Origin of the sequence: Agrobacterium sp. ICMP 6402, assembly GCF_009498615.1 — a bacterium.
In the GTDB taxonomy this organism is placed as follows: Bacteria; Pseudomonadota; Alphaproteobacteria; order Rhizobiales; family Rhizobiaceae; genus Agrobacterium; species Agrobacterium burrii.
The window spans coordinates 656,273-673,984 of sequence record NZ_QSNV01000001.1 but is presented as its reverse complement, the minus strand read 5'-3'; the positions used below and the strand labels follow the sequence as shown (position 1 = coordinate 673,984).

The following is a 17,712-nucleotide window of genomic DNA, read 5'->3' as shown; positions in this document are numbered from 1 at the left end:
TTGGCCAAGCAGAAGACGAGACCTATTATCGTCCAACATGAATAAGGGTGTCGCTCCATGACGATCACGATCAAAGTCGGCGAAGCCAAAACTCATCTTTCGGAGCTTCTTGCCAGGGTTGAGGCAGGAGAAGAGGTGATTATCGCGCGCGGGAACGAGGCTGTGGCTCGCCTCGTAAAAGCCAACGACCCTCAGTCTCGCCAGCAACTCATCACCGCGATACGGACAGAACGGTCACAGCGAAAAAAGACGACCACGGACGAGATCAAAGTGTGGAAAGAGGAAGGTCGCAGATAGTGGCCTTCGTGGTTGACGCATCGGTTGTCGCGGCTTGGTTCCTGCCTGACGAAAATGGCATGGTTGCCGACGAGGCATTGGCACGACTGGAAACGCAGGACGCTTTCGCGCCGGATCTTCTGTCTCACGAGTTGCGCAACATCCTGCTTTCGGCCGAACGTCGAAAACGTATTTCCCCGGACGAGATATTTGTAATTCTGCTGCGTTTTGCGAGCCTTCCGCTCACATTGTCCTCAAGCGTCGATCATGTATCAATCATCCGCCTGGCACAAAAACATTCACTTTCCGCCTGCGATGCCGCCTATCTGTCGCTTGCGATTTCGCACAAGGTACCTCTTGCAACACATGACAAGAAGCTTGCGGCAGCCGCAAAGCTGGAAAACGTCTCTTTCGTGTAAGCGTAGTCAGAGCTGCGTGCGGTTCAACATCGCCCACTGCAAAAGAATAATCGTCTTGGAATCGGTAATTTCGCCCGACGCGATCATCGCGAAGGCTTCGTCGAGACGGTAAGTCAGAACCTCGATATCCTCGCCTTCGCTTTCCAGCCCGCCGCCGTTGCCGGCCCGCACGTCGAGATCGATGCGCGCGACGAAGAGGCTGACCTTTTCCGTCAATGTTCCGGGGCTGGCATACATGTCGAAGAGATAATCGACCTTCTCGACCGCGTAGCCGGATTCTTCCATCGCCTCGCGGCGAATGGCGTCGGCCGCATTGTCGTCATCGAGAAGGCCTGCCGGCACTTCGATCATGAAACTTGGATCACCGTTTACGAAGGCGGCGGGGCGGAACTGGCGCACCATCACCACGCTGTCGCGCTTTTTATCGTAAAGCAGAATGGCCGCGGCGCTGCCGTGGTCGTGCACTTCGCGGACGATGCGGATCGTTTTGCCATCCGGCATGCGCTGATCGAAAATAAGCTTCTGCATATGCACGAAGCCCTTCCAGACCGTCTCTTTTCCACCAGCCGAATTCTGTCCGCCTCGCCCGCAGCAGCCATTTTCAATGAACGGTCCATAATCACTCCGTAGGCAATCCCATCACTGGGTGAGGGACGATTTGTTCAGGGCCGCCCATTGCAGCAGCATGATCGTCTTTCCATCGCAGATATCGCCGGTTTCTATCATCTTCATGGCATCCGCCAGTGAAAACTCCAGAACCTCGATGTCCTCGTCCTCGTGTGCGGCACCACCGCCCTCCTCCAGCCGATCCGAGGAATCGATGATGGCGGCAAAAAAGTGCAGAATTTCGGTCACGGAACCGGGCGACATGAAGGACTTGAACAGAAACCGCACGTCTTTCACGACATATCCGGTTTCCTCCATCACTTCGCGGCGAATGGCCTCGGCCGGGTCGTCGCCATCCAGCAGGCCGGCGGGGGCCTCCAGAAGCCAGCCGTGGTAGCCGTTCACGTAGGTCGGTACGCGAAACTGCCGCACCAGCACCACCGTCTCGCGGCGCGGATCGTAAAGCAGGATGGTCGCGCCATTGCCGCGATCATAGGCCTCTCGCCGGATGACTTTCGTTTCACCCTTCGAATTGGTGTAATTATAGGTGATGTTACGGAGATGATACCAGTTCTTCGAGAGCGTCTCGTCTTTCAGAATTTCAATCTTCACATCGTCGAACTTGCTCATTCCATGTCCCGTCAGTCTTTGCGCAGCCACACCTTGTTGTCATGGAAAGCCGCTCCACCATAGGGGGCAACGGCATCGGCGCCGGTGAGAACATTGATGCCCTCGCCATCCAGATGCGCCTTGTTGGGCCACAGCCCTTCGGCAATCAGCACGCCTGATCTGGCGCCCTCAACAATCTTTGCGTGGAGACGTACTTCGCCGCGTGCGTTGCCAATGCGGACGATGTCGCCATCGGCGATACCGTGACCGGCGGCATCCTCGGAGCAGATCATCAATTCCGGGCGGCCTTCCTTCTGCACGGAGGTTTTGGTTTCCGCGAAGGTGGAGTTCAGGAAATTGCGCGCCGGCGATGTCGCCAGTCGGAAGGGATGATCCCTGTCGGCGGTCTCGATGACATCCACCTGATCCGGGAATTTCGGAAATTCGGATACCGGCCCCATGACGCCGATATTTTTCGGCGGTTTGTTCGGAGAAGGCCCCGTTGCCCAGTCCGGGCTGAACCGGAACTTTCCGTCGCCATAACCAAAGCCCTCGAGATAATGCGCCACCTCGAAAGGCGGCTGCGCATCGATCCACTTCTCCTCCGTCAGCGTGTCGAAGTCACCCCAGCCGCTGACTTTCAGCATACGGTCAACATGATCACGGGCCGAAAGGCCGAAACCGGGCATGTGGTCGACGCCGAGACGTTTTGCCAGCTCTTCGATGACAAAGAGATTGGTGCGCACGGTTTCCGGCGGTTCGACCAGTTTCGGGCCGAGCAGAATGTGGTTCTGGCCACCGGCGCGATAGATATCATCATGTTCGAGGAACATGGTGGCTGGCAGCACGATATCGGCCATATCAGCCGTCTCGGTCATGAATTGCTCGTGCACGGCAACGAAAAGATCGTCGCGCAGGAAACCCTGCTTCACCAGCCGTTGTTCGGGCGCGACATTGACGGGATTGGTGTTCTGGATGAGCAGCGCCGTCACAGGGCCGCCGTGGCGCAGCGCATGCGCATCTCCCGTCAGCACGGGGCCGATCTGCGACTGGTCGAGCTGGCGCACATCGGGGTCGGCGTAAGAACTGCCCATCAGCTCCGCCTTGTTGAGCCGGAAAATATCGCCATTATTGTGGAACGCCCCGCCACCCTCATATTGCCAGGAGCCGAGCACGGTGGCGATCGACAGGGCGGCGTGCATGGCGACCGCGCCGTTGCGCTGGCGGGCAAAACCGTAACCCAGCCGGAAGAACGTCTTTTTCGTCGTGCCGACGAGCCTTGCGAAATCCTCGATCTCGTCGACGGAAAGACCTGTAATCTCCGACGCCCATTGCGGCGTCTTTGTCTTCAGATGCGCCTCCAGCCCGGCCGGATTATCGGCAAAGCGCGCCATGTAGTCGCGGTCGGCGTAACCATCGCGGAAGGCGATGTGCATGATGGCGCAGGCGAGCGCTGCATCTGTGCCGGGGCGGAGGACGATGCGCATATCCGCCTGTTTCATCGTCGGATTGTCGTAAATATCAACGACGACGATCTTTGCGCCGCGTTCCTTGCGGGCCTTGACCGCATGGGTCATGACATTGACCTGCGTGGCAACCGCATTGGTGCCCCAGATGACGACCACATCGGCCTTGCCGATCTCGCGCGGATCGGGACCACGCAGCGCACCGGTGCCCATCACGTAACCCGTCCAGGCCATGTTGGTGCAGATCGACCCGAAGAAGCCGGAGTATTTCTTGGCGTGGCGCAGCCGCTCGATGGAATCGCGCTGCACCTGCCCCATGGTTCCGGCGTAGAAATACGGCCAGATGGCCTCCGCACCATGCCGGGCTTCCGCCTTGACGAAAGCATCGGCCACCTCGTCCAGCGCGGCTTCCCAGGAAATCTCCTGCCAGTCGCCTGCCCCTTTGGCGCCCTTGCGGCGCTTCGGGGTCAGCAAACGGCCGGGATGATAGATGCGCTCGGAATACCGCGCCACCTTGGCGCAGATGACGCCGGCGGTGTATGTATTGCTATTGGCGCCGCGCACCCGGCCGATGCGGCCTTCCGCATTGATATCGACCTCCAGCGCGCAGGCGCTCGGACAGTCATGCGGACAGACGGTGTGGCCGACACGGACTTCGGCCTTGTTGATGGCTTTTTCAGCGGAGATCGGGGTCGCAACGTTCATGGCTTTTGTATATTGCATCAATGATGCGGCAAAAAGGCCGAAGTGACGTCCATCAAGAATATTCATCATCACCATCGGCAAGCGAGACACATCCCATGAACTATCGCCACATCTACCACGCCGGCAATTTCGCGGATGTTCTCAAACATGCCGTTCTCGCCCGTCTCGTCCGTTACCTGCAGAACAAGGACAAGGCGTTTCGCGTGCTGGATACCCATGCCGGCATCGGCCTTTACGACCTCACCTCGGAAGAGGCGCAGAAGACCGGTGAATGGCAGACCGGCATCGGCAAGCTGATGGAGACCGCCCTGCCCGCCCCCATCGCCGAACTGCTGGAACCCTATCTCGCCGCAGTCAGGGAGCTTAATCCCGATGGCGGCATTCAATTCTATCCCGGTTCGCCAAAACTCGCGCGCATGCTGTTTCGTCCGCAGGACCGGCTTTCGGCCATGGAGCTGCATCCGGATGACAGCCGCGCTTTATCCCGTCTCTTCGAGGGGGACTACCAGGTCCGGGTGACCGAGCTGGACGGCTGGCTGTCGCTTGGCGCGCATCTGCCGCCGAAGGAAAAGCGTGGCCTTGTCCTTGTCGATCCGCCTTTCGAGCTTGAAAACGAATATCAGCGGCTGGCCGATGGGCTGAACAAGGCCTATCGGCGTTTTTCCACCGGCACCTATTGCCTGTGGTATCCGCTGAAAAAGGGCGCGCCGATCAAGGATTTCCACGAGCGGCTGCAATCCTTCGACATTCCGAAAATGCTGTGCGCCGAACTTTCCGTCAAAAGCGACCGGTTGGAGGGTTTGAGCGGTTCCGGCCTCATCATCGTCAACCCGCCCTATACGCTGAAGGACGAGCTGCACACGCTCCTGCCCTTCCTGAAAACGGTGATGGCGCAGGACCGTTACGCTTCGCACCGCGCCTTCTGGCTGCGCGGCGAGGAAAAGCCGGAGGAGGACTGAGGTTACCTCAGCCCTTCCCGCTTCTGCGCCTGGGCCAGCTGTGATCGCTCGAAGAACAGGATCACGAACAGGGCCATGATGAAGGGAATGATGAGATAGAACAGCCGGAAAACCAGCAGTGCGGCGATCACGTCTGCCGGGTTCATATCCGGCAGACCGGTGACGAAGACCAGTTCCAGCACGCCGAGCCCACCCGGCGCATGGGAAATCAGCGCCGCCGAAAAGGAAATCAGGAAAATCCCGAGGATAATCATGAAACCGGGGTTTCCGGCCTCCGGCAAGGCGAAATAGATGATGCCCGCCGCCCCGATCAGCTCGATCGGACCGATGACCAGCTGTTGCGCCACCAGTTTCGGTGCCGGATAAGGCAGGAAAAACGAGCGTATTTTCAGCGGCTTCAGCTTCAGGAGACTACCCAGCACGTAAAGGCCGACAATAACGAGCAGCAGGATGCCTGTTGTTGTGGAGGCCTCGACGGGAAGGATGCCGGTAAAGCGTTCAGTGATATCAGGCTCGTAAAGCAGCACCAGGCCGATGAGCATGATGGTTCCGATGATGAAGGTGAAGGAGCAAAGGCCAACGAGAACGCCGACCTCGGCAGCACTCAAGCCCTTGGACGTGTAGGCGCGGTAGCGCACCACGGCGCCGGAAAACACGGAGGCGCCGACATTGTGGGAAAGCGCATAGGTGGTAAACGAGGTGAGCGTGATGAAGAACCAGTTCACCTTGCGGCCGAGATGCTGGAGCGCAATGCGGTCGTAGCCGGCAAGCGCGGCATAGGCCAGCAATGTGGCCATGCCGGAGCAAACCCAGTCTCGCACGCGGATGGCCATGAAGCTTTCCCAGAGATCATCGAGCGAAAGACCGCGCAGCTCATGATAAAGCAGCCAGGCTGAAAACCCGATCGTCGCCAGACCAACGACAGGCCAGATATATTTCTTAAATCTCATGCGGTCATGCCGCCTATTTCCTCCAGCTTCACCCCAGCCTTCTTCCGTCTTTCGGGGAAGATTCGCTGGAGTCTATTCGTTATGCGGCGAAGCTTTCAACCTTTTTGCCCGTTTGCCTCGTTCACAAATTTATGTAAGACCGATTTGTCGCCGGCAGGCGATATGAGGTCGTCCATTTTCCGGAGAGCGTGCACGGAATGAAGCGTTATGCCGGTTTCATCGCCTTCGGTCTCCTGTCGCTTGCGGCCCTTTGGTTTTCGCAGGAAAAACCCGCCCCAAACAATTCCTCGAATGACTGGACCATGTATCCCCCGTCGCAACCCGCCGGGCGCTCCCAGCGGGAAACGTCCAGCCGTGATACGGGCAAAAACACCGTCCCCCGCGGCACGGGTTTTGATTTTTACGTGCTGTCATTATCCTGGTCGCCGGCATTCTGTGCCAGTTCGGAAGGTTCCGGCAATCGCCAGCAATGCGGCAGCGACAGGCGTTACGGCTTTGTCGTGCATGGGCTCTGGCCGCAAAACGAAAACGGCTATCCGGAATTCTGCAAAAGCAGCGAACCGGACCGCGTGCCTGACGCGATCGGCCGCGCCATGTTCGACATCATGCCGTCGATGGGGCTGATCGGCCACCAGTGGCGTAAACACGGCTCCTGTTCAGGCCTGTCGCAGAAAGATTATTTCTCGGCGACGCGGGCCGCCTTCGAGGCCGTCAGGCTGCCGGAGAAGATCGCTTCAGGCGCGCAAGCCGCCACCCTCTCCGCCGACGCCATCGAAACCGCCTTCACCGACGCCAATCCCGGCCTGTCGAAACGCGGCATCTCGATCAGCTGTGACGGCAAGCGCCTCGAGGAAGTCCGCATCTGCCTTAACACGGACATGACATTCCGCGACTGCCCCGAGCTTGACCGCAAAGGTTGCCGCGCCGGCTCCACCGAAATCATTCCCATACGCTAATCAACCCACAGGACCCCACCATGGAACTGCTCTATTCACCCGCCTCCCCCTATTCCGCCAAGGTGCGCATGGCCGCCCGCCATCTCGACATCGACGTTACCTCGGTGCGCGTCGATACCAATGCAGAGCCCGCGACGCTGATGGACAACAATCCGCTCGGCAAAATCCCCGTCCTGCTGCTGGATGATGGCGGCTCCGTCTATGACAGCGTGGCGATCATGCATTATCTTGACCGGCTTTCGGGCGGCAAGCTTTACCCGAAAAAGAACGGCAAGCGCACGGACGTGGAAATTCTGGAGGCGCTCTGCGACGGCATCATGGATTGCCTGCTCGCCATCGTTTACGAGCGTCGTTTTCGCCCGGAAGACAAGATCCACCAGCCCTGGATCGACAAGCAGTGGAAAAAAGTGGTGAAGGGTCTCGACCATCTGAACGCGAACCTGCCCAAGACCGGCAAAAAGCTGCATGGCGGCCATTTCGCGCTGGCGGCGATGATCGGTTATCTCGACCTGCGTTTCGCCGGTGAATGGGCCGAAGGACGCGATGCTCTGTCGCAATGGCCGGAGACTTTCGGCAAGCGTTTCGAAGCCTACGCGGAAATGAAGGCAGCCGCCTGAGGCGAAGCGGAACAGTGCCCGGCCACGTCGCCGGGCGCACTCGTAACAGACTGCAAAAACAAAAAAGCCGGGGCGTAAACCCCGGCTTTTCCTTTACCGATCCGCTGGGGATCAGAACTTGACGCCGATACCGGCCTTGACGGAGTGATCGTCGAAACCGCGCGAGAATGCGCCGGAGTCGAGACCGTAATCCTTCTTCTGGTAGTCGCTGTAGCGATATTCCAGACGGGCGGTGATGTTGTCGGTTACCATGGCTTCAACACCGGCACCAACGGTGTAACCGAGGGCGGTGGCGCTGTCCTTGGAGGTCGCGTCACGGACCTTGTTGTCGGAGACAGCAAGACCGGCCGTACCGTAGAGCAGGAACGGGTTCATGTCGTAACCAACGCGGCCACGCAGCGAGCCGTTGACGCCCTGCTTGCCTTCGATGGCGTTGCCAGCAACCGTACCGGCAGAGCCCTTCTCGTCGCCGAGGTTGACGTCTGCTTCGGCACCGTAAACGATCTGGCCGCTCTGCATGTTGTAACCACCGTACAGACCGCCACCGAAGCCCTTGGCGTCACGACCGTCATTGCTGGAGCTGAAACGGCCCCAGTCATAGTTGACCGTACCACCGAGGTAAGCGCCGGACCAATCCTTGACCGGTGCGGGCTGGTCGTAGGACACCGGTGCCTGCGGCACTTCGTTTACGGCGTCAGCGGCGTGCGCAGCCGAAAAGCCGGCAGCGGCCATGGTCGAAGCCATAAGGGTTGCTACGAAAATACGCATGTTATTCTCCTTTCAGGACCGCTCTGCACTCAAAACATTGTTTTCAGACGCGGTGTAAAAATCGTCGGGTTAATCGCCCCTCTGGAAACTGAACTTGATGGGAGAATGCGGAGATCAAAGAGCCAAAATGTGAATTGTTTGGGGCAGAGACGTGACTAGAATTAGACGTTGCCTAATTGCCACAAGGGTTTTATTAACCCTAACAGAAGCCTAACCAACAATAGATCGGCTTTAAACTTAGTTATATTCAAATTAAATCAAAATTGCATTGCGAATAAAAAATCGCCCAATTCTTTTAGGGCAGACGGACAGCTTGCGATTTGCATTTATATCCAGCACATAGGGCGTGTATGAGCAAATGCAGGTCCGCCGTGAAAGAAGATATACAAAAGACAGTCTTGATAACCGGAGCCGCCCGAAGGCTTGGGCGGGCAATCGCCACCGATCTGGCCGCCCATGGCTTTGCGATCGCCGTCCATGCCAATGAATCGATGGCGCAGGCCGAGGAATTCGCTAACGAAATAAGGCAAAACGGTGGCAAAGCCGTTGCCGTGCAGGCGGATTTGACACAATCTGCGCCAACAATGGCGCTTGTCGAACAGGCCGCTTCCGCGCTCGGCCCTATCGGCGTCATCGTCAACAATGCCTCGATTTTTCTGGACGACAGCGCAGATAAACCCGATCCGGCGATCTTCGATGCGCATTTTTCCGTGCATGTGCGGGCGCCTTCGCTTATTGCCGCCGCCTTCGTTGAGCAATTGCCTAGGGATAAATCCGGTCTGATCGTCAATATCATCGATCAACGCGTGCTGGCGCTCACACCACGTTTCTATTCCTACACACTCTCGAAATCCGCCCTCTGGACAGCGACACGAACGATGGCGCAGAGCTTTGCGCCGCGTGTGCGGGTGAACGCCATCGGGCCGGGTCCCACCTTCAAAAGCGAAAGACAGGCGCCCGAGGACTTTCAGGCGCAGATCGACGGCCTTATATTAAAGCGTGGTCCTGCGCCGGATGAGTTCGGGCGGACGATTCGCTTTCTTTACGATACGCCGTCGGTCACCGGACAAATGATCGCGCTCGACGGCGGCCAGCACCTGGGCTGGGAAACCCCTGACGTGGCGGAGATTAATGAATGAACGGAAAGAAGCTGCCTGATGGCGGTATTCTCTTCGATGAAACCGACGACGAAGACGACGATGCAAGCCTTGCCACGACAGAAGTGGCTGAGGCTCCGCGCAACGCCGTGGGCATGGACTGGAATGCGGGCTGGAAGAACGAATCCGGCCTGAAGGGCATGGACCTCATCGGCGAATTCGTCAAACACCTGCCCAACTCGCCGGGCGTCTATCGCATGTTCAACGAGGCGGGTGACGTTCTGTATGTCGGCAAGGCGCGCTCGCTGAAGAAGCGTGTGGGCAACTATGCGCAGGGCCGCGTGCATTCCAACCGCATCGCCCAGATGGTGCGTTTCACCACCCATATGGAGTTTGTCACCACCCGCACGGAGACAGAGGCGCTTCTACTGGAAGCCAACCTCATCAAGCGCTTGCGGCCGCGCTTTAATGTGCTTTTGCGCGACGACAAATCCTTTCCCTATATTCTCATCACCGGAGACAATCGCGCCCCGGCGATCTTCAAGCACCGGGGTGCACGGGCGCGAAAGGGCGATTATTTCGGCCCCTTCGCCTCTGCCGGTGCTGTGGGGCGCACGATCAATTCGCTGCAACGCGCCTTTTTGATCCGCACCTGCACCGACAGCGTGTTCGAAACCCGCACGCGGCCCTGTCTTCTGCACCAGATCAAGCGCTGTTCCGGCCCCTGCACGCACGAGATCAGCGATCAGGGGTATGCGGAGCTCGTCAAGGAAGCCAAGGATTTCCTGTCCGGCAAGAGCCAGAGCGTCAAGACCGCGATTGCGCGGCAGATGAACGAGGCGGCCGAAGATCTCGATTTCGAGCGCGCAGCCGTTTATCGCGACCGGCTGGCGGCACTTTCGCATGTCCAGAGCCATCAGGGCATCAATCCGGCCGGCATCGAGGAGGCGGATGTTTTCGCCATCCACCACGAAGGTGGCATCTCCTGTATTCAGGTGTTCTTTTTCCGCACCGGCCAGAACTGGGGCAACCGCGCCTATTTCCCGAAGGCGGACCCATCTCTGCTGGGGGCGGAAATCCTCAATGCATTCCTTGCGCAGTTTTACGACGACAAGCCGGTGCCGAAACAGATCCTGCTGTCCGAAACTGTGGAAGAGCAGGAACTGCTGGCCGCAGCACTTGGCGAAAAAGCCGGGCATAAGGTCACGATCAGCGTGCCGCAGCGCGGCGAGAAGAAGGATATTACCGACCATGTTCTTGCCAATGCCCGCGAGGCGCATGGCCGCAAGCTGGCGGAGACCTCGTCGCAGGCACGGCTGCTGAAGGGTTTTGCGGAAACCTTCAACCTTCCCTACGTGCCGCGCCGCATCGAGATTTACGATAACTCACACATCATGGGTACCAATGCCGTGGGTGGCATGGTGGTGGCGGGGCCGGAAGGTTTCGTGAAGAACCAGTATCGCAAGTTCAACATCAAATCGACCGACATCACCCCCGGTGACGACTTCGGCATGATGCGCGAGGTGATGACCCGCCGCTTCTCACGCCTGCTGAAGGAAGAGGGCAAGCCCGACCGCGAGCGGACACCGACACCGGAAGAAGCGGCCGACATGCCGTTCCCCGCCTGGCCCGACGTGATCCTGATCGACGGCGGCCAGGGGCAGATGTCGGCGGTGCGGGCGATCCTCGATGAACTCGACATTCGTGACTGTGTGACCGCCATCGGCGTCGCCAAGGGTGTGGACCGCGATGCCGGACGCGAACGCTTTTTCGCCGATGGACGCAACGATTTCTCCCTGCCGCCGCGCGATCCCGTGCTTTATTTCGTGCAGCGCATGCGCGACGAAGCGCACCGATTCGCCATCGGTTCTCATCGGGCGCGACGCAAGAAGGAGATGGTGCGCAATCCGCTCGATGAAATCTCGGGGATCGGGCCGGGCCGCAAGCGCTCCCTGCTGCAGCATTTCGGCACAGCGAAGGCGGTTTCCCGCGCCGGACTCAACGATCTGATGAACGTCACCGGCATCTCCGAGGCGGTGGCGCGGCAAATCTACAATCACTTCCACGAGAGTAGCAGCGATTGAGACTGCGCTGTCGTGGCGAACTGCTAAAAAAACATAATCACGTGTTGACCCTATGCGTCAGGGGCGGCATCAAGACAGCTGATCTTTGACTGACAGGTTTCCCATGGCTTCGCGCGCATACAACATTCCCAACCTCCTCACCTATGCCCGCATTCTGGCGGTTCCCGTCATCGTTTTGTGTTTCTTCATCGAGGGCAAGCTGGAAAGCTCGGATTTCGCGCGCTGGACGGCGCTGTGGCTGTTCATCATCGCCTCGCTCACCGATTTTCTCGATGGTTACCTGGCCCGCATCTGGAACCAGACCTCAAATATCGGCCGGATGCTGGACCCGATCGCCGACAAGCTGCTGGTCGCCTCCGTCCTGCTTCTGATGGCTGCGGACGGCACCATTGCCGGCTGGTCGCTCTGGGCCGCCATCACCATTCTCTGCCGTGAAATTCTGGTCTCCGGCCTGCGCGAATATCTGGCGGCGCTGAAGGTGAGCGTTCCCGTGACGCGCATCGCCAAGTGGAAAACGACGATCCAGATGGTCGCTATCGCCTTTCTGCTGGCAGGTCCGGCGGGCGACAAGGTCCTGCCCTATACGACCGAGATGGGCATTACGCTTCTCTGGCTTGCGGCTGCACTGACCATGTATACCGGTTATGACTACTTCAAGGCTGGTCTCAAGCACATCGTGGACGAAGACTGATGACGCGGATCGTTTATTTCGCCTGGGTGCGCGAGAAGATCGGCACCGATGAGGAGGAGCTGGACATCCCCTCCTCCGTCACCACGGCCGGCGAACTGATCGCCTGGCTCGCAACCCGTGGCGAAAATTACGAAGCGGCCTTCGAATTTCCGGATGTAATCCGCGTTGCCGTCAATCAGGAACATGTCGAGCATGACGAAAGCATTGCTGATGCACGCGAGATCGGCATCTTCCCGCCGATGACGGGGGGATAAATCGATGCAGCCAGCCGTGCAGCCGACAGCCCGCGTGCAGGCACAGGATTTCGACGCCGCTGAGGAAAGCCGCCGGCTGACGCAAGGCAACAAAAGTATCGGCGCGGTCGTCGCCTTCACCGGTCTTTGCCGGGACGATGGCGGGACGCTAGCGGCGCTGGAGCTTGAACATTATCCCGGCATGGCGGAAGCGGAAATCACCCGCATCGCCGAACTCGCCATCGAACGCTTCGGCCTTCTCGGCCTCACCGCCATCCACCGCCGTGGCAAGATTGCCGCCGGCGAGAATATCGTTCTCGTCATCGCTGCTTCCAGCCACCGGCAGGCGGCCTTCGACGGCGCAAATTTCGTGATGGACTATCTGAAGACCTCCGCCCCGTTCTGGAAGAAGGAACATGGCAAGGATGGAGCAGTGCGAGACTGGGTATCAGCCAAGACGACCGACGATGCGGCGAAGGACAAGTGGCGCTAATGCGTCGTCTTTTCTCGCACTGCCGGCCATAAAGGCGGGACACACATTTTCTGAAAATGCTTCAAGGTGCTTCAACCCTGCTGCGCATGACAATAAGCCAGCCGACCAGAAGCGCCAGCACCGCCGCATCGCGCCAGACGACCGGGCCATAACCGGCCCACAGGGTTTCCGCAAATCCCACGGCAGCAGCCCCTAAACCGCAGATAAGTGGGCTGGCATAACCGCCCGCCGCCGAAATCAGCACGACCTTGAGGCCGAAGACCAGACCGGCACCAAAATCCATGGTGCCGTAATAAAAGGTGGCGAGCACCCCGGCAATGGCGGCGACAAGTCCTGCCGCGCAATAGGATAGCAGAAATACCCGGCCCGCATTGACGCCGCAGAACGATGCCGCAAGCGGATCATCCGATACGGCCCTCCATTGTCTGCCGAAAGCGGAACGGCCGAGATAAACGGACCCTGCGAGGATGAGCAGTCCAAAGGCCGCGGTGTTCAGCATCTGCATCGGCGTCAGGGTCACGGCAAAGCCGCCATCGCTCCAGAAGCGCACCGGTTGCGACAGAAGCGGCGGCAGCCATAATTGCCTTGTGCCGGCGGCGAGCCTTGCACTTTCGGTAAGCGCAATCAGCACGCCGATGGAGGCGACCGTCACCGCATTGGGAGAGGCTTTCGCCAGCGGTCGCATCACCGCCCTGCCGACGACACCGGCTGCCCACAAACCGCCGAAAACGCCCGCCCCTGCCCCAAGCGCAAGCGTTGCCGGCAGGACCAGCCACAGGCGGTTCCAGCCGAAATCGGCAAATAACAGGCAGGTCTGACCGGCGAAGGCAAATATGGCACCATAGGTGACATCAGCACGTTTGGTGACCGAGAAGGCGATGGCATAACCAAAGGCCAGAACCGCATAGAGGGCTGCGACCGGCACGGCATTCAGCAATTGTTGCAGGAAATAAGCCATGCGCATCCTCCCACGATTATTATAACTGTTAAAATACATTTTGACAGTTATAATATGTGGCATGACCTTTCGCTGGACAGCTCACCGTTTCGCAGGCGGCGCATTGGCGCTTGATGTCGCCAATAGTGTGATCCTGCGCTCAGACGCCGCAAAATCGGTTGACCGTTTTGCGGCGCCCGAACAGATCGCCACTTTTGCCGAGGCATCGACGCGGCTTGGCGCGGAGCGTGACAGGTTTCCCGCACTCAACGCACCCGAAGCGGAGCAACGGCCAGTCCTTCTCAAACTTCGAGAGGCGATCGACGATTGTTTTCGCGCGTCGATCATGGGTGCTGGCGATGATGACGCCAGATTGGCGGAACTTCTTTTCGCCTGCGGCACGGCGTTGCGCGCCTTTCCCTCGGCCGAAAGTCTCGGCAACGCCACTGCCCACTCCGCGCTGTCGCTGCTTGCGGTGGAGACACGGGAACGGCTGCGGATCTGTGGTAATTGCGGCTGGCTCTTCATCGATCGCAGCAAGAACAGAAGCCGGATCTGGTGCGACATGGCGGTGTGCGGCAACCGGCAAAAAGCCAGCCGGCATTACCACCGGACAAAGGAGGCGCAGACATGAACAGGATTGCCCTTCCATTGCTGGCGGTTGTGGCCGCGCTCGGTCTTTCCGGCTGCCAGCGCGACGAACCGCGTGAGGTCGCCAAGATTTCGGGCCGGATGTTCGTTTTCAATTACCGCGTAGCGATTGCCACCTATCTGGTGACCCTGCAACGCGTCGCGCCCATCGCCGATGGCAGCACGGTGGAGGCCTCATTCGAAAACCCCCGTGGTGGTCCTGACCTGACGACGAGCGACAGGATTTTTCCAGCGGACGAAAAGATCGCCGTTCAAAGCCCGCCGGTCGAGTGCGTCAAGCAGGATCGGCCTTACAAAGTCACCATTCGCATCAAGGGACCGGAGGGCGATATTCTGCAGACGATAGAGACCACGATCCACTCCGACACGGACCAGTCGCTTCTTCCCGCCAAACCGCTGGTGGTCGGGCCGCTCTACACGCCCAATCCGGAGGTGTTTAAACCTGACGGCACGACGGATATGCGGCCGGTCCAGGGGTGCCCGGCATCCTGAACAAAAAAAAACGGAGCCTTTCGGCTCCGTTTCCTTGAGTCTTTTCAGCGGCTTCGCGCAATCGCCTGAGAGGGCGATTCAAGCCGTTGATATTTTGAATCAGCCGACGATTTCGGTTTCGGCGAACCAGTAGGCGATTTCCTGTGCGGCGGTTTCCGGAGCGTCGGAACCGTGAACGGAGTTTTCGCCGATGGAAAGCGCGAAGGACTTGCGGATGGTGCCTTCAGCGGCCTGGGCCGGGTTGGTGGCGCCCATGATTTCGCGGTTCTTGAGGATGGCGTTTTCGCCTTCCAGAACCTGAACGATGGTCGGGCCGGAGATCATGCCTTCAACGAGTTCGCCGAAGAAAGGACGCTCTTTGTGAACGGCGTAGAAGCCTTCGGCTTCGCGCTTGCTCATCCAGACGCGCTTGGAGGCGACGATGCGCAGGCCGTTATCTTCAAATACCTTGGTGATCGCGCCCGTCAGGTTACGCTTGGTTGCGTCCGGCTTGATCATCGAAAATGTGCGTTCAATCGCCATGTGTCCGTTTCCTTTTCCTATATAGAAAGTGGGCGGTCTTTACCCGCCCAAAGGCCCGAAAACAAGGGGGATCGACCATATTGCGATGACGGCGTGAGACATTTCACGCCGCTGTCACACTGCGGCCTCTTGCGTCGTAGAGATCAAGGCAGCCTTCGAACCAGTCCCGCACCGGGTCATTATCGGAAAACAGATCAGCGCCGGTGGTGATCCTTGCCCATTGCAGCGCGCCGAACACGATGTAATCGGCAAAAAGCGGCGACGTGCCGCCGATAAAGGGCTGGAAGCCCAACATGCGGCGGATCGGCGCCAGCAATGCCGGAAAGGCAGCGATTTCCGCTTCGCGGTTCGCTGCGACATCCTCAAGCGGGCGGCCGAGCGCTTTCGTCCTGCTGTCGCGGAAATAACGACGATCCGGCTCATCCAGCATATTGTGGATATCCAGCAGCGCGATACGGGTAATAGCGGGGTGAAGCACCGTCTGCGACCAGCTTTCAACGAAGCGGGCCATTGCCTTGCCGCCCTCACCGTCAAACAGCGACGGCCGCTCCGGATAGGCGTCATCCAGATAAAGCGCGATTTCGAAACTGTCGCTCACCAGCTGCTCGCCGTCGCGCAGGATCGGCACAGTCCTCGAAAAACCGTCCTCAACCGTCGGTATGACCGTGAAGGGCAAGGGGCGCTCCTCAAAATCCAGCCCCTTATGCGCCAGCGAAAGCACGGTTTTCCAGCAATGGGGAGAAAACGGCCGGGAAATGTCGCTTCCGCACAGCGAGTACAAGGTTCTGGAGTTCGTCATGTGCAACACCCTCTTTGGCTATATCGATGCAGCGATATAAGAACGGCAATGGCCTGAAATCAAATCAGCATTAGTCATATTATCGATCAAAAGCCGCCCGCCGCCCCGTCAAACGTGAATTTCAGCATCAAGGCAACGAAAACATCCCAAGAGTTTAGTCTATTTTAAACCGTGGCGTGTAGGAATAGCCGCATTCGGAAACTGAATATTTCGATGAATTCATAAATACTATCTTTTTGGGGCTGACGGTGACGACATCTGCTGGCGATAAAAAACGCGAACAATCAAAAAACGGTCTTGTCGTTACCAAGATCACGCAATTTATCGCCAAGATGAATATTGCGCCGCTACCTCGCAATTATGAATTGATCTATGAAATATTGTCGGGGCACAATCCGGCCATGGGGCGCGATATATTGGCCCTTGGCAACGCGCCACAGCAACATGAAATCGATATTATCGGCCATAGACACAATCTGCCGGGGTTTTCGAAGATCGAAGCCGAGGAGATGGCCAACGAGGCCTTCGAAACGCTGAAGCAGATCTCAGCGCGGCTGGAAGCCGGCGTGCAGCGCGCCGAAACATTTATCGCCAGCCTTGCTGAGGAAGATCACCAGGAGCGGCCGGCAACCGAGCGGCTCGCCCGCTTGATGGGCGACATTCACGAGGAACAGACGAGCCTGCGGCACTTCATCGCCATGGGGCTGATGAAGATCCGCGAGGTTGAAAAACGCCGGGCCGAACTGCAGGCGAGTTCCCTGCGGGACGCATTGACGGCGCTTCCCAACCGCGCCGCTTTCCTCGAAAAACTCGGAGACCTTTTCGCCGGCGATCAGGCGGCATCCGCCACCTCGCTGATGCTGCTCAACATTGATCGCTTCCGCGAAATCAACGGCAAATACGGCGCGAGCGCCGGCAACAAGGCGCTCCGGCGATTTGCGGCGCTCTTCCGTAAGACGATCAAGAAGGACGATTTCGTTGCCCGCATCGGCGGCAATGAATTTGCCTTTCTGTTTGCCAACGTCTCGCAAAATACCGCAGAAGCGATTGCCGAAAGGCTGCGGCAAAGTGTGGAGGCGCTGCGCTTCGTGACCAGCGAAGGCGAACATCTGACAGTTTCGATCGGCGTTGCGGCGGTGGATGGCACCGCCACACCCGCGGAATTTTTCAGCCATGCCGAACTTGCCCTGCTTTCCGCACGCTGCGGCACGCGCAACTGCGTTGTCGGTTATTCGCGGGATCTGGCCCAGCACAGCCGCAGCAGCTACCTGGCGCAGCTCGGCTGTTAAAGCACTTCCAGTGAAAATGAATCGCGGTTTTGCGCCCGAAAAACGCGCAAAACCAAAGATTGCGTGCACGTCCAACAATTCCGTTTAAACCAA

General features: G+C 58.6%; 20 protein-coding genes and 1 pseudogene. 13 read left to right on the top strand and 8 right to left on the bottom strand.

Annotated elements, in window-relative coordinates:
* Window positions 1–57: 57 nt before the first annotated feature.
* Both DXT96_RS03425 and DXT96_RS03420 read left to right on the top strand, forming a co-directional pair.
* Window positions 58–297, top strand: coding sequence for a type II toxin-antitoxin system Phd/YefM family antitoxin (locus DXT96_RS03425; protein ID WP_149897908.1), 240 nt, complete (start codon window positions 58–60; stop codon window positions 295–297).
* A complete protein-coding gene (locus DXT96_RS03420; protein WP_149897909.1) occupies window positions 297–695 on the top strand; it encodes a type II toxin-antitoxin system VapC family toxin in 399 nt (132 codons plus the stop codon). The genes DXT96_RS03425 and DXT96_RS03420 overlap by 1 nt, the downstream gene beginning before the upstream one ends.
* 6 nt (window positions 696–701) lie before the next feature.
* Here DXT96_RS03420 and DXT96_RS03415 read toward each other — a convergent pair.
* From DXT96_RS03415 to DXT96_RS03405, 3 genes and pseudogenes are all read right to left on the bottom strand, one after another.
* Window positions 702–1,312: pseudogene (locus DXT96_RS03415) on the bottom strand (NUDIX domain-containing protein).
* Window positions 1,313–1,334: 22 nt separating this feature from the next.
* Window positions 1,335–1,931: an NUDIX domain-containing protein gene (locus DXT96_RS03410; RefSeq protein WP_153513520.1), complete on the bottom strand. Its 597-nt coding sequence runs from the start codon at window positions 1,929–1,931 to the stop codon at window positions 1,335–1,337.
* Window positions 1,932–1,942: 11 nt separating this feature from the next.
* Complete coding sequence (locus tag DXT96_RS03405; RefSeq protein WP_194287595.1) at window positions 1,943–4,147, bottom strand: molybdopterin-dependent oxidoreductase; 2,205 nt, start codon at window positions 4,145–4,147, stop codon at window positions 1,943–1,945.
* 29 nt (window positions 4,148–4,176) lie between these two features.
* Here DXT96_RS03405 and DXT96_RS03400 point away from each other — a divergent pair, with 29 nt between their 5' ends.
* Window positions 4,177–5,040 carry a 23S rRNA (adenine(2030)-N(6))-methyltransferase RlmJ gene (locus DXT96_RS03400; protein WP_149897912.1) on the top strand — a complete coding sequence of 288 codons (864 nt, stop codon included), beginning with the start codon at window positions 4,177–4,179 and terminating at the stop codon, window positions 5,038–5,040.
* Between the two features lie 2 nt (window positions 5,041–5,042).
* Here the strand turns inward: DXT96_RS03400 and DXT96_RS03395 are convergent, their stop codons facing one another.
* The gene (locus DXT96_RS03395; RefSeq protein ID WP_149897913.1) at window positions 5,043–5,990 is read right to left on the bottom strand and encodes a lysylphosphatidylglycerol synthase domain-containing protein; all 948 of its coding nucleotides are present in this window, start codon (window positions 5,988–5,990) and stop codon (window positions 5,043–5,045) included.
* Window positions 5,991–6,187: 197 nt separating this feature from the next.
* On the opposite strand from DXT96_RS03395, the gene DXT96_RS03390 reads away from it, so the two are divergent.
* Both DXT96_RS03390 and DXT96_RS03385 read left to right on the top strand, forming a co-directional pair.
* Window positions 6,188–6,946, top strand: a complete 759-nt coding sequence (locus tag DXT96_RS03390) for a ribonuclease (RefSeq protein ID WP_153513519.1) — start codon at window positions 6,188–6,190, stop codon at window positions 6,944–6,946.
* Window positions 6,947–6,966: 20 nt separating this feature from the next.
* On the top strand, window positions 6,967–7,563 hold the full coding sequence (locus DXT96_RS03385) for a glutathione S-transferase (RefSeq protein ID WP_149897915.1): 597 nt from the start codon (window positions 6,967–6,969) through the stop codon (window positions 7,561–7,563).
* A gap of 111 nt (window positions 7,564–7,674) precedes the next feature.
* Here DXT96_RS03385 and DXT96_RS03380 read toward each other — a convergent pair whose 3' ends face one another.
* Complete coding sequence (locus DXT96_RS03380) at window positions 7,675–8,331, bottom strand: outer membrane protein (protein WP_003502127.1); 657 nt, start codon at window positions 8,329–8,331, stop codon at window positions 7,675–7,677.
* A 350-nt stretch (window positions 8,332–8,681) separates the two neighbouring features.
* Between DXT96_RS03380 and DXT96_RS03375 the strand changes: the two genes are divergently transcribed.
* The 5 genes from DXT96_RS03375 (at window position 8,682) to DXT96_RS03355 (ending at window position 12,929) form a co-directional block, all read left to right on the top strand.
* Entirely contained in the window at window positions 8,682–9,470 is a 789-nt protein-coding gene (locus tag DXT96_RS03375; protein ID WP_149897916.1) for an SDR family oxidoreductase, read from the top strand.
* Window positions 9,467–11,512: an excinuclease ABC subunit UvrC gene (gene uvrC, locus DXT96_RS03370; RefSeq protein ID WP_194287540.1), complete on the top strand. Its 2,046-nt coding sequence runs from the start codon at window positions 9,467–9,469 to the stop codon at window positions 11,510–11,512. The genes DXT96_RS03375 and uvrC overlap by 4 nt, the downstream gene beginning before the upstream one ends.
* 103 nt (window positions 11,513–11,615) lie before the next feature.
* Window positions 11,616–12,203 (top strand): CDP-diacylglycerol--glycerol-3-phosphate 3-phosphatidyltransferase, encoded by a 588-nt coding sequence (gene pgsA / locus DXT96_RS03365; protein ID WP_149897917.1) that lies wholly within the window; start codon window positions 11,616–11,618, stop codon window positions 12,201–12,203.
* Window positions 12,203–12,457 (top strand): molybdopterin converting factor subunit 1, encoded by a 255-nt coding sequence (gene moaD, locus DXT96_RS03360; RefSeq protein ID WP_153513518.1) that lies wholly within the window; start codon window positions 12,203–12,205, stop codon window positions 12,455–12,457. The genes pgsA and moaD overlap by 1 nt, the downstream gene beginning before the upstream one ends.
* 4 nt (window positions 12,458–12,461) lie before the next feature.
* Window positions 12,462–12,929 (top strand): molybdenum cofactor biosynthesis protein MoaE, encoded by a 468-nt coding sequence (locus DXT96_RS03355; RefSeq protein WP_153513517.1) that lies wholly within the window; start codon window positions 12,462–12,464, stop codon window positions 12,927–12,929.
* Between the two features lie 61 nt (window positions 12,930–12,990).
* Here DXT96_RS03355 and DXT96_RS03350 read toward each other — a convergent pair whose 3' ends face one another.
* Window positions 12,991–13,887, bottom strand: coding sequence for a branched-chain amino acid ABC transporter permease (locus DXT96_RS03350; RefSeq protein ID WP_153513516.1), 897 nt, complete (start codon window positions 13,885–13,887; stop codon window positions 12,991–12,993).
* Between the two features lie 61 nt (window positions 13,888–13,948).
* Here DXT96_RS03350 and DXT96_RS03345 point away from each other — a divergent pair, with 61 nt between their 5' ends.
* Together DXT96_RS03345 and DXT96_RS03340 are read left to right on the top strand one after the other, a co-directional pair.
* Window positions 13,949–14,500, top strand: coding sequence for a CGNR zinc finger domain-containing protein (locus DXT96_RS03345; protein ID WP_153513515.1), 552 nt, complete (start codon window positions 13,949–13,951; stop codon window positions 14,498–14,500).
* On the top strand, window positions 14,497–15,009 hold the full coding sequence (locus DXT96_RS03340; RefSeq protein ID WP_149897922.1) for a hypothetical protein: 513 nt from the start codon (window positions 14,497–14,499) through the stop codon (window positions 15,007–15,009). The genes DXT96_RS03345 and DXT96_RS03340 overlap by 4 nt, the downstream gene beginning before the upstream one ends.
* A 99-nt stretch (window positions 15,010–15,108) precedes the next feature.
* Here DXT96_RS03340 and ndk read toward each other — a convergent pair whose 3' ends face one another.
* Both ndk and DXT96_RS03330 read right to left on the bottom strand, forming a co-directional pair.
* Window positions 15,109–15,531, bottom strand: coding sequence for a nucleoside-diphosphate kinase (gene ndk, locus DXT96_RS03335; RefSeq protein ID WP_149897923.1), 423 nt, complete (start codon window positions 15,529–15,531; stop codon window positions 15,109–15,111).
* Window positions 15,532–15,634: 103 nt separating this feature from the next.
* The gene (locus tag DXT96_RS03330) at window positions 15,635–16,330 is read right to left on the bottom strand and encodes a glutathione S-transferase family protein (RefSeq protein ID WP_149897924.1); all 696 of its coding nucleotides are present in this window, start codon (window positions 16,328–16,330) and stop codon (window positions 15,635–15,637) included.
* 248 nt (window positions 16,331–16,578) lie between these two features.
* On the opposite strand from DXT96_RS03330, the gene DXT96_RS03325 reads away from it, so the two are divergent.
* A complete protein-coding gene (locus DXT96_RS03325; protein WP_371418778.1) occupies window positions 16,579–17,619 on the top strand; it encodes a GGDEF domain-containing protein in 1,041 nt (346 codons plus the stop codon).
* Window positions 17,620–17,712: the final 93 nt, after the last annotated feature.

Bases quoted from the DNA above. Each gene is read 5' to 3' on its own strand.
- pgsA (WP_149897917.1), top strand. From the start codon at position 11,616: ATGGCTTCGCGCGCATACAACATTCCCAACCTCCTCACCTATGCCCGC.
- DXT96_RS03355 (WP_153513517.1), top strand. From the start codon at position 12,462: ATGCAGCCAGCCGTGCAGCCGACAGCCCGCGTGCAGGCACAGGATTTC.
- DXT96_RS03400 (WP_149897912.1), top strand. From the start codon at position 4,177: ATGAACTATCGCCACATCTACCACGCCGGCAATTTCGCGGATGTTCTC.
- moaD (WP_153513518.1), top strand. From the start codon at position 12,203: ATGACGCGGATCGTTTATTTCGCCTGGGTGCGCGAGAAGATCGGCACC.
- DXT96_RS03390 (WP_153513519.1), top strand. From the start codon at position 6,188: ATGAAGCGTTATGCCGGTTTCATCGCCTTCGGTCTCCTGTCGCTTGCG.
- DXT96_RS03345 (WP_153513515.1), top strand. From the start codon at position 13,949: ATGACCTTTCGCTGGACAGCTCACCGTTTCGCAGGCGGCGCATTGGCG.
- DXT96_RS03410 (WP_153513520.1), bottom strand. From the start codon at position 1,931: ATGAGCAAGTTCGACGATGTGAAGATTGAAATTCTGAAAGACGAGACG.
- DXT96_RS03340 (WP_149897922.1), top strand. From the start codon at position 14,497: ATGAACAGGATTGCCCTTCCATTGCTGGCGGTTGTGGCCGCGCTCGGT.
- DXT96_RS03350 (WP_153513516.1), bottom strand. From the start codon at position 13,887: ATGGCTTATTTCCTGCAACAATTGCTGAATGCCGTGCCGGTCGCAGCC.
- DXT96_RS03405 (WP_194287595.1), bottom strand. From the start codon at position 4,147: ATGAATATTCTTGATGGACGTCACTTCGGCCTTTTTGCCGCATCATTG.
- DXT96_RS03330 (WP_149897924.1), bottom strand. From the start codon at position 16,330: ATGACGAACTCCAGAACCTTGTACTCGCTGTGCGGAAGCGACATTTCC.
- DXT96_RS03395 (WP_149897913.1), bottom strand. From the start codon at position 5,990: ATGAGATTTAAGAAATATATCTGGCCTGTCGTTGGTCTGGCGACGATC.
- DXT96_RS03385 (WP_149897915.1), top strand. From the start codon at position 6,967: ATGGAACTGCTCTATTCACCCGCCTCCCCCTATTCCGCCAAGGTGCGC.
- DXT96_RS03375 (WP_149897916.1), top strand. From the start codon at position 8,682: ATGAGCAAATGCAGGTCCGCCGTGAAAGAAGATATACAAAAGACAGTC.
- DXT96_RS03380 (WP_003502127.1), bottom strand. From the start codon at position 8,331: ATGCGTATTTTCGTAGCAACCCTTATGGCTTCGACCATGGCCGCTGCC.
- DXT96_RS03425 (WP_149897908.1), top strand. From the start codon at position 58: ATGACGATCACGATCAAAGTCGGCGAAGCCAAAACTCATCTTTCGGAG.
- uvrC (WP_194287540.1), top strand. From the start codon at position 9,467: ATGAACGGAAAGAAGCTGCCTGATGGCGGTATTCTCTTCGATGAAACC.
- ndk (WP_149897923.1), bottom strand. From the start codon at position 15,531: ATGGCGATTGAACGCACATTTTCGATGATCAAGCCGGACGCAACCAAG.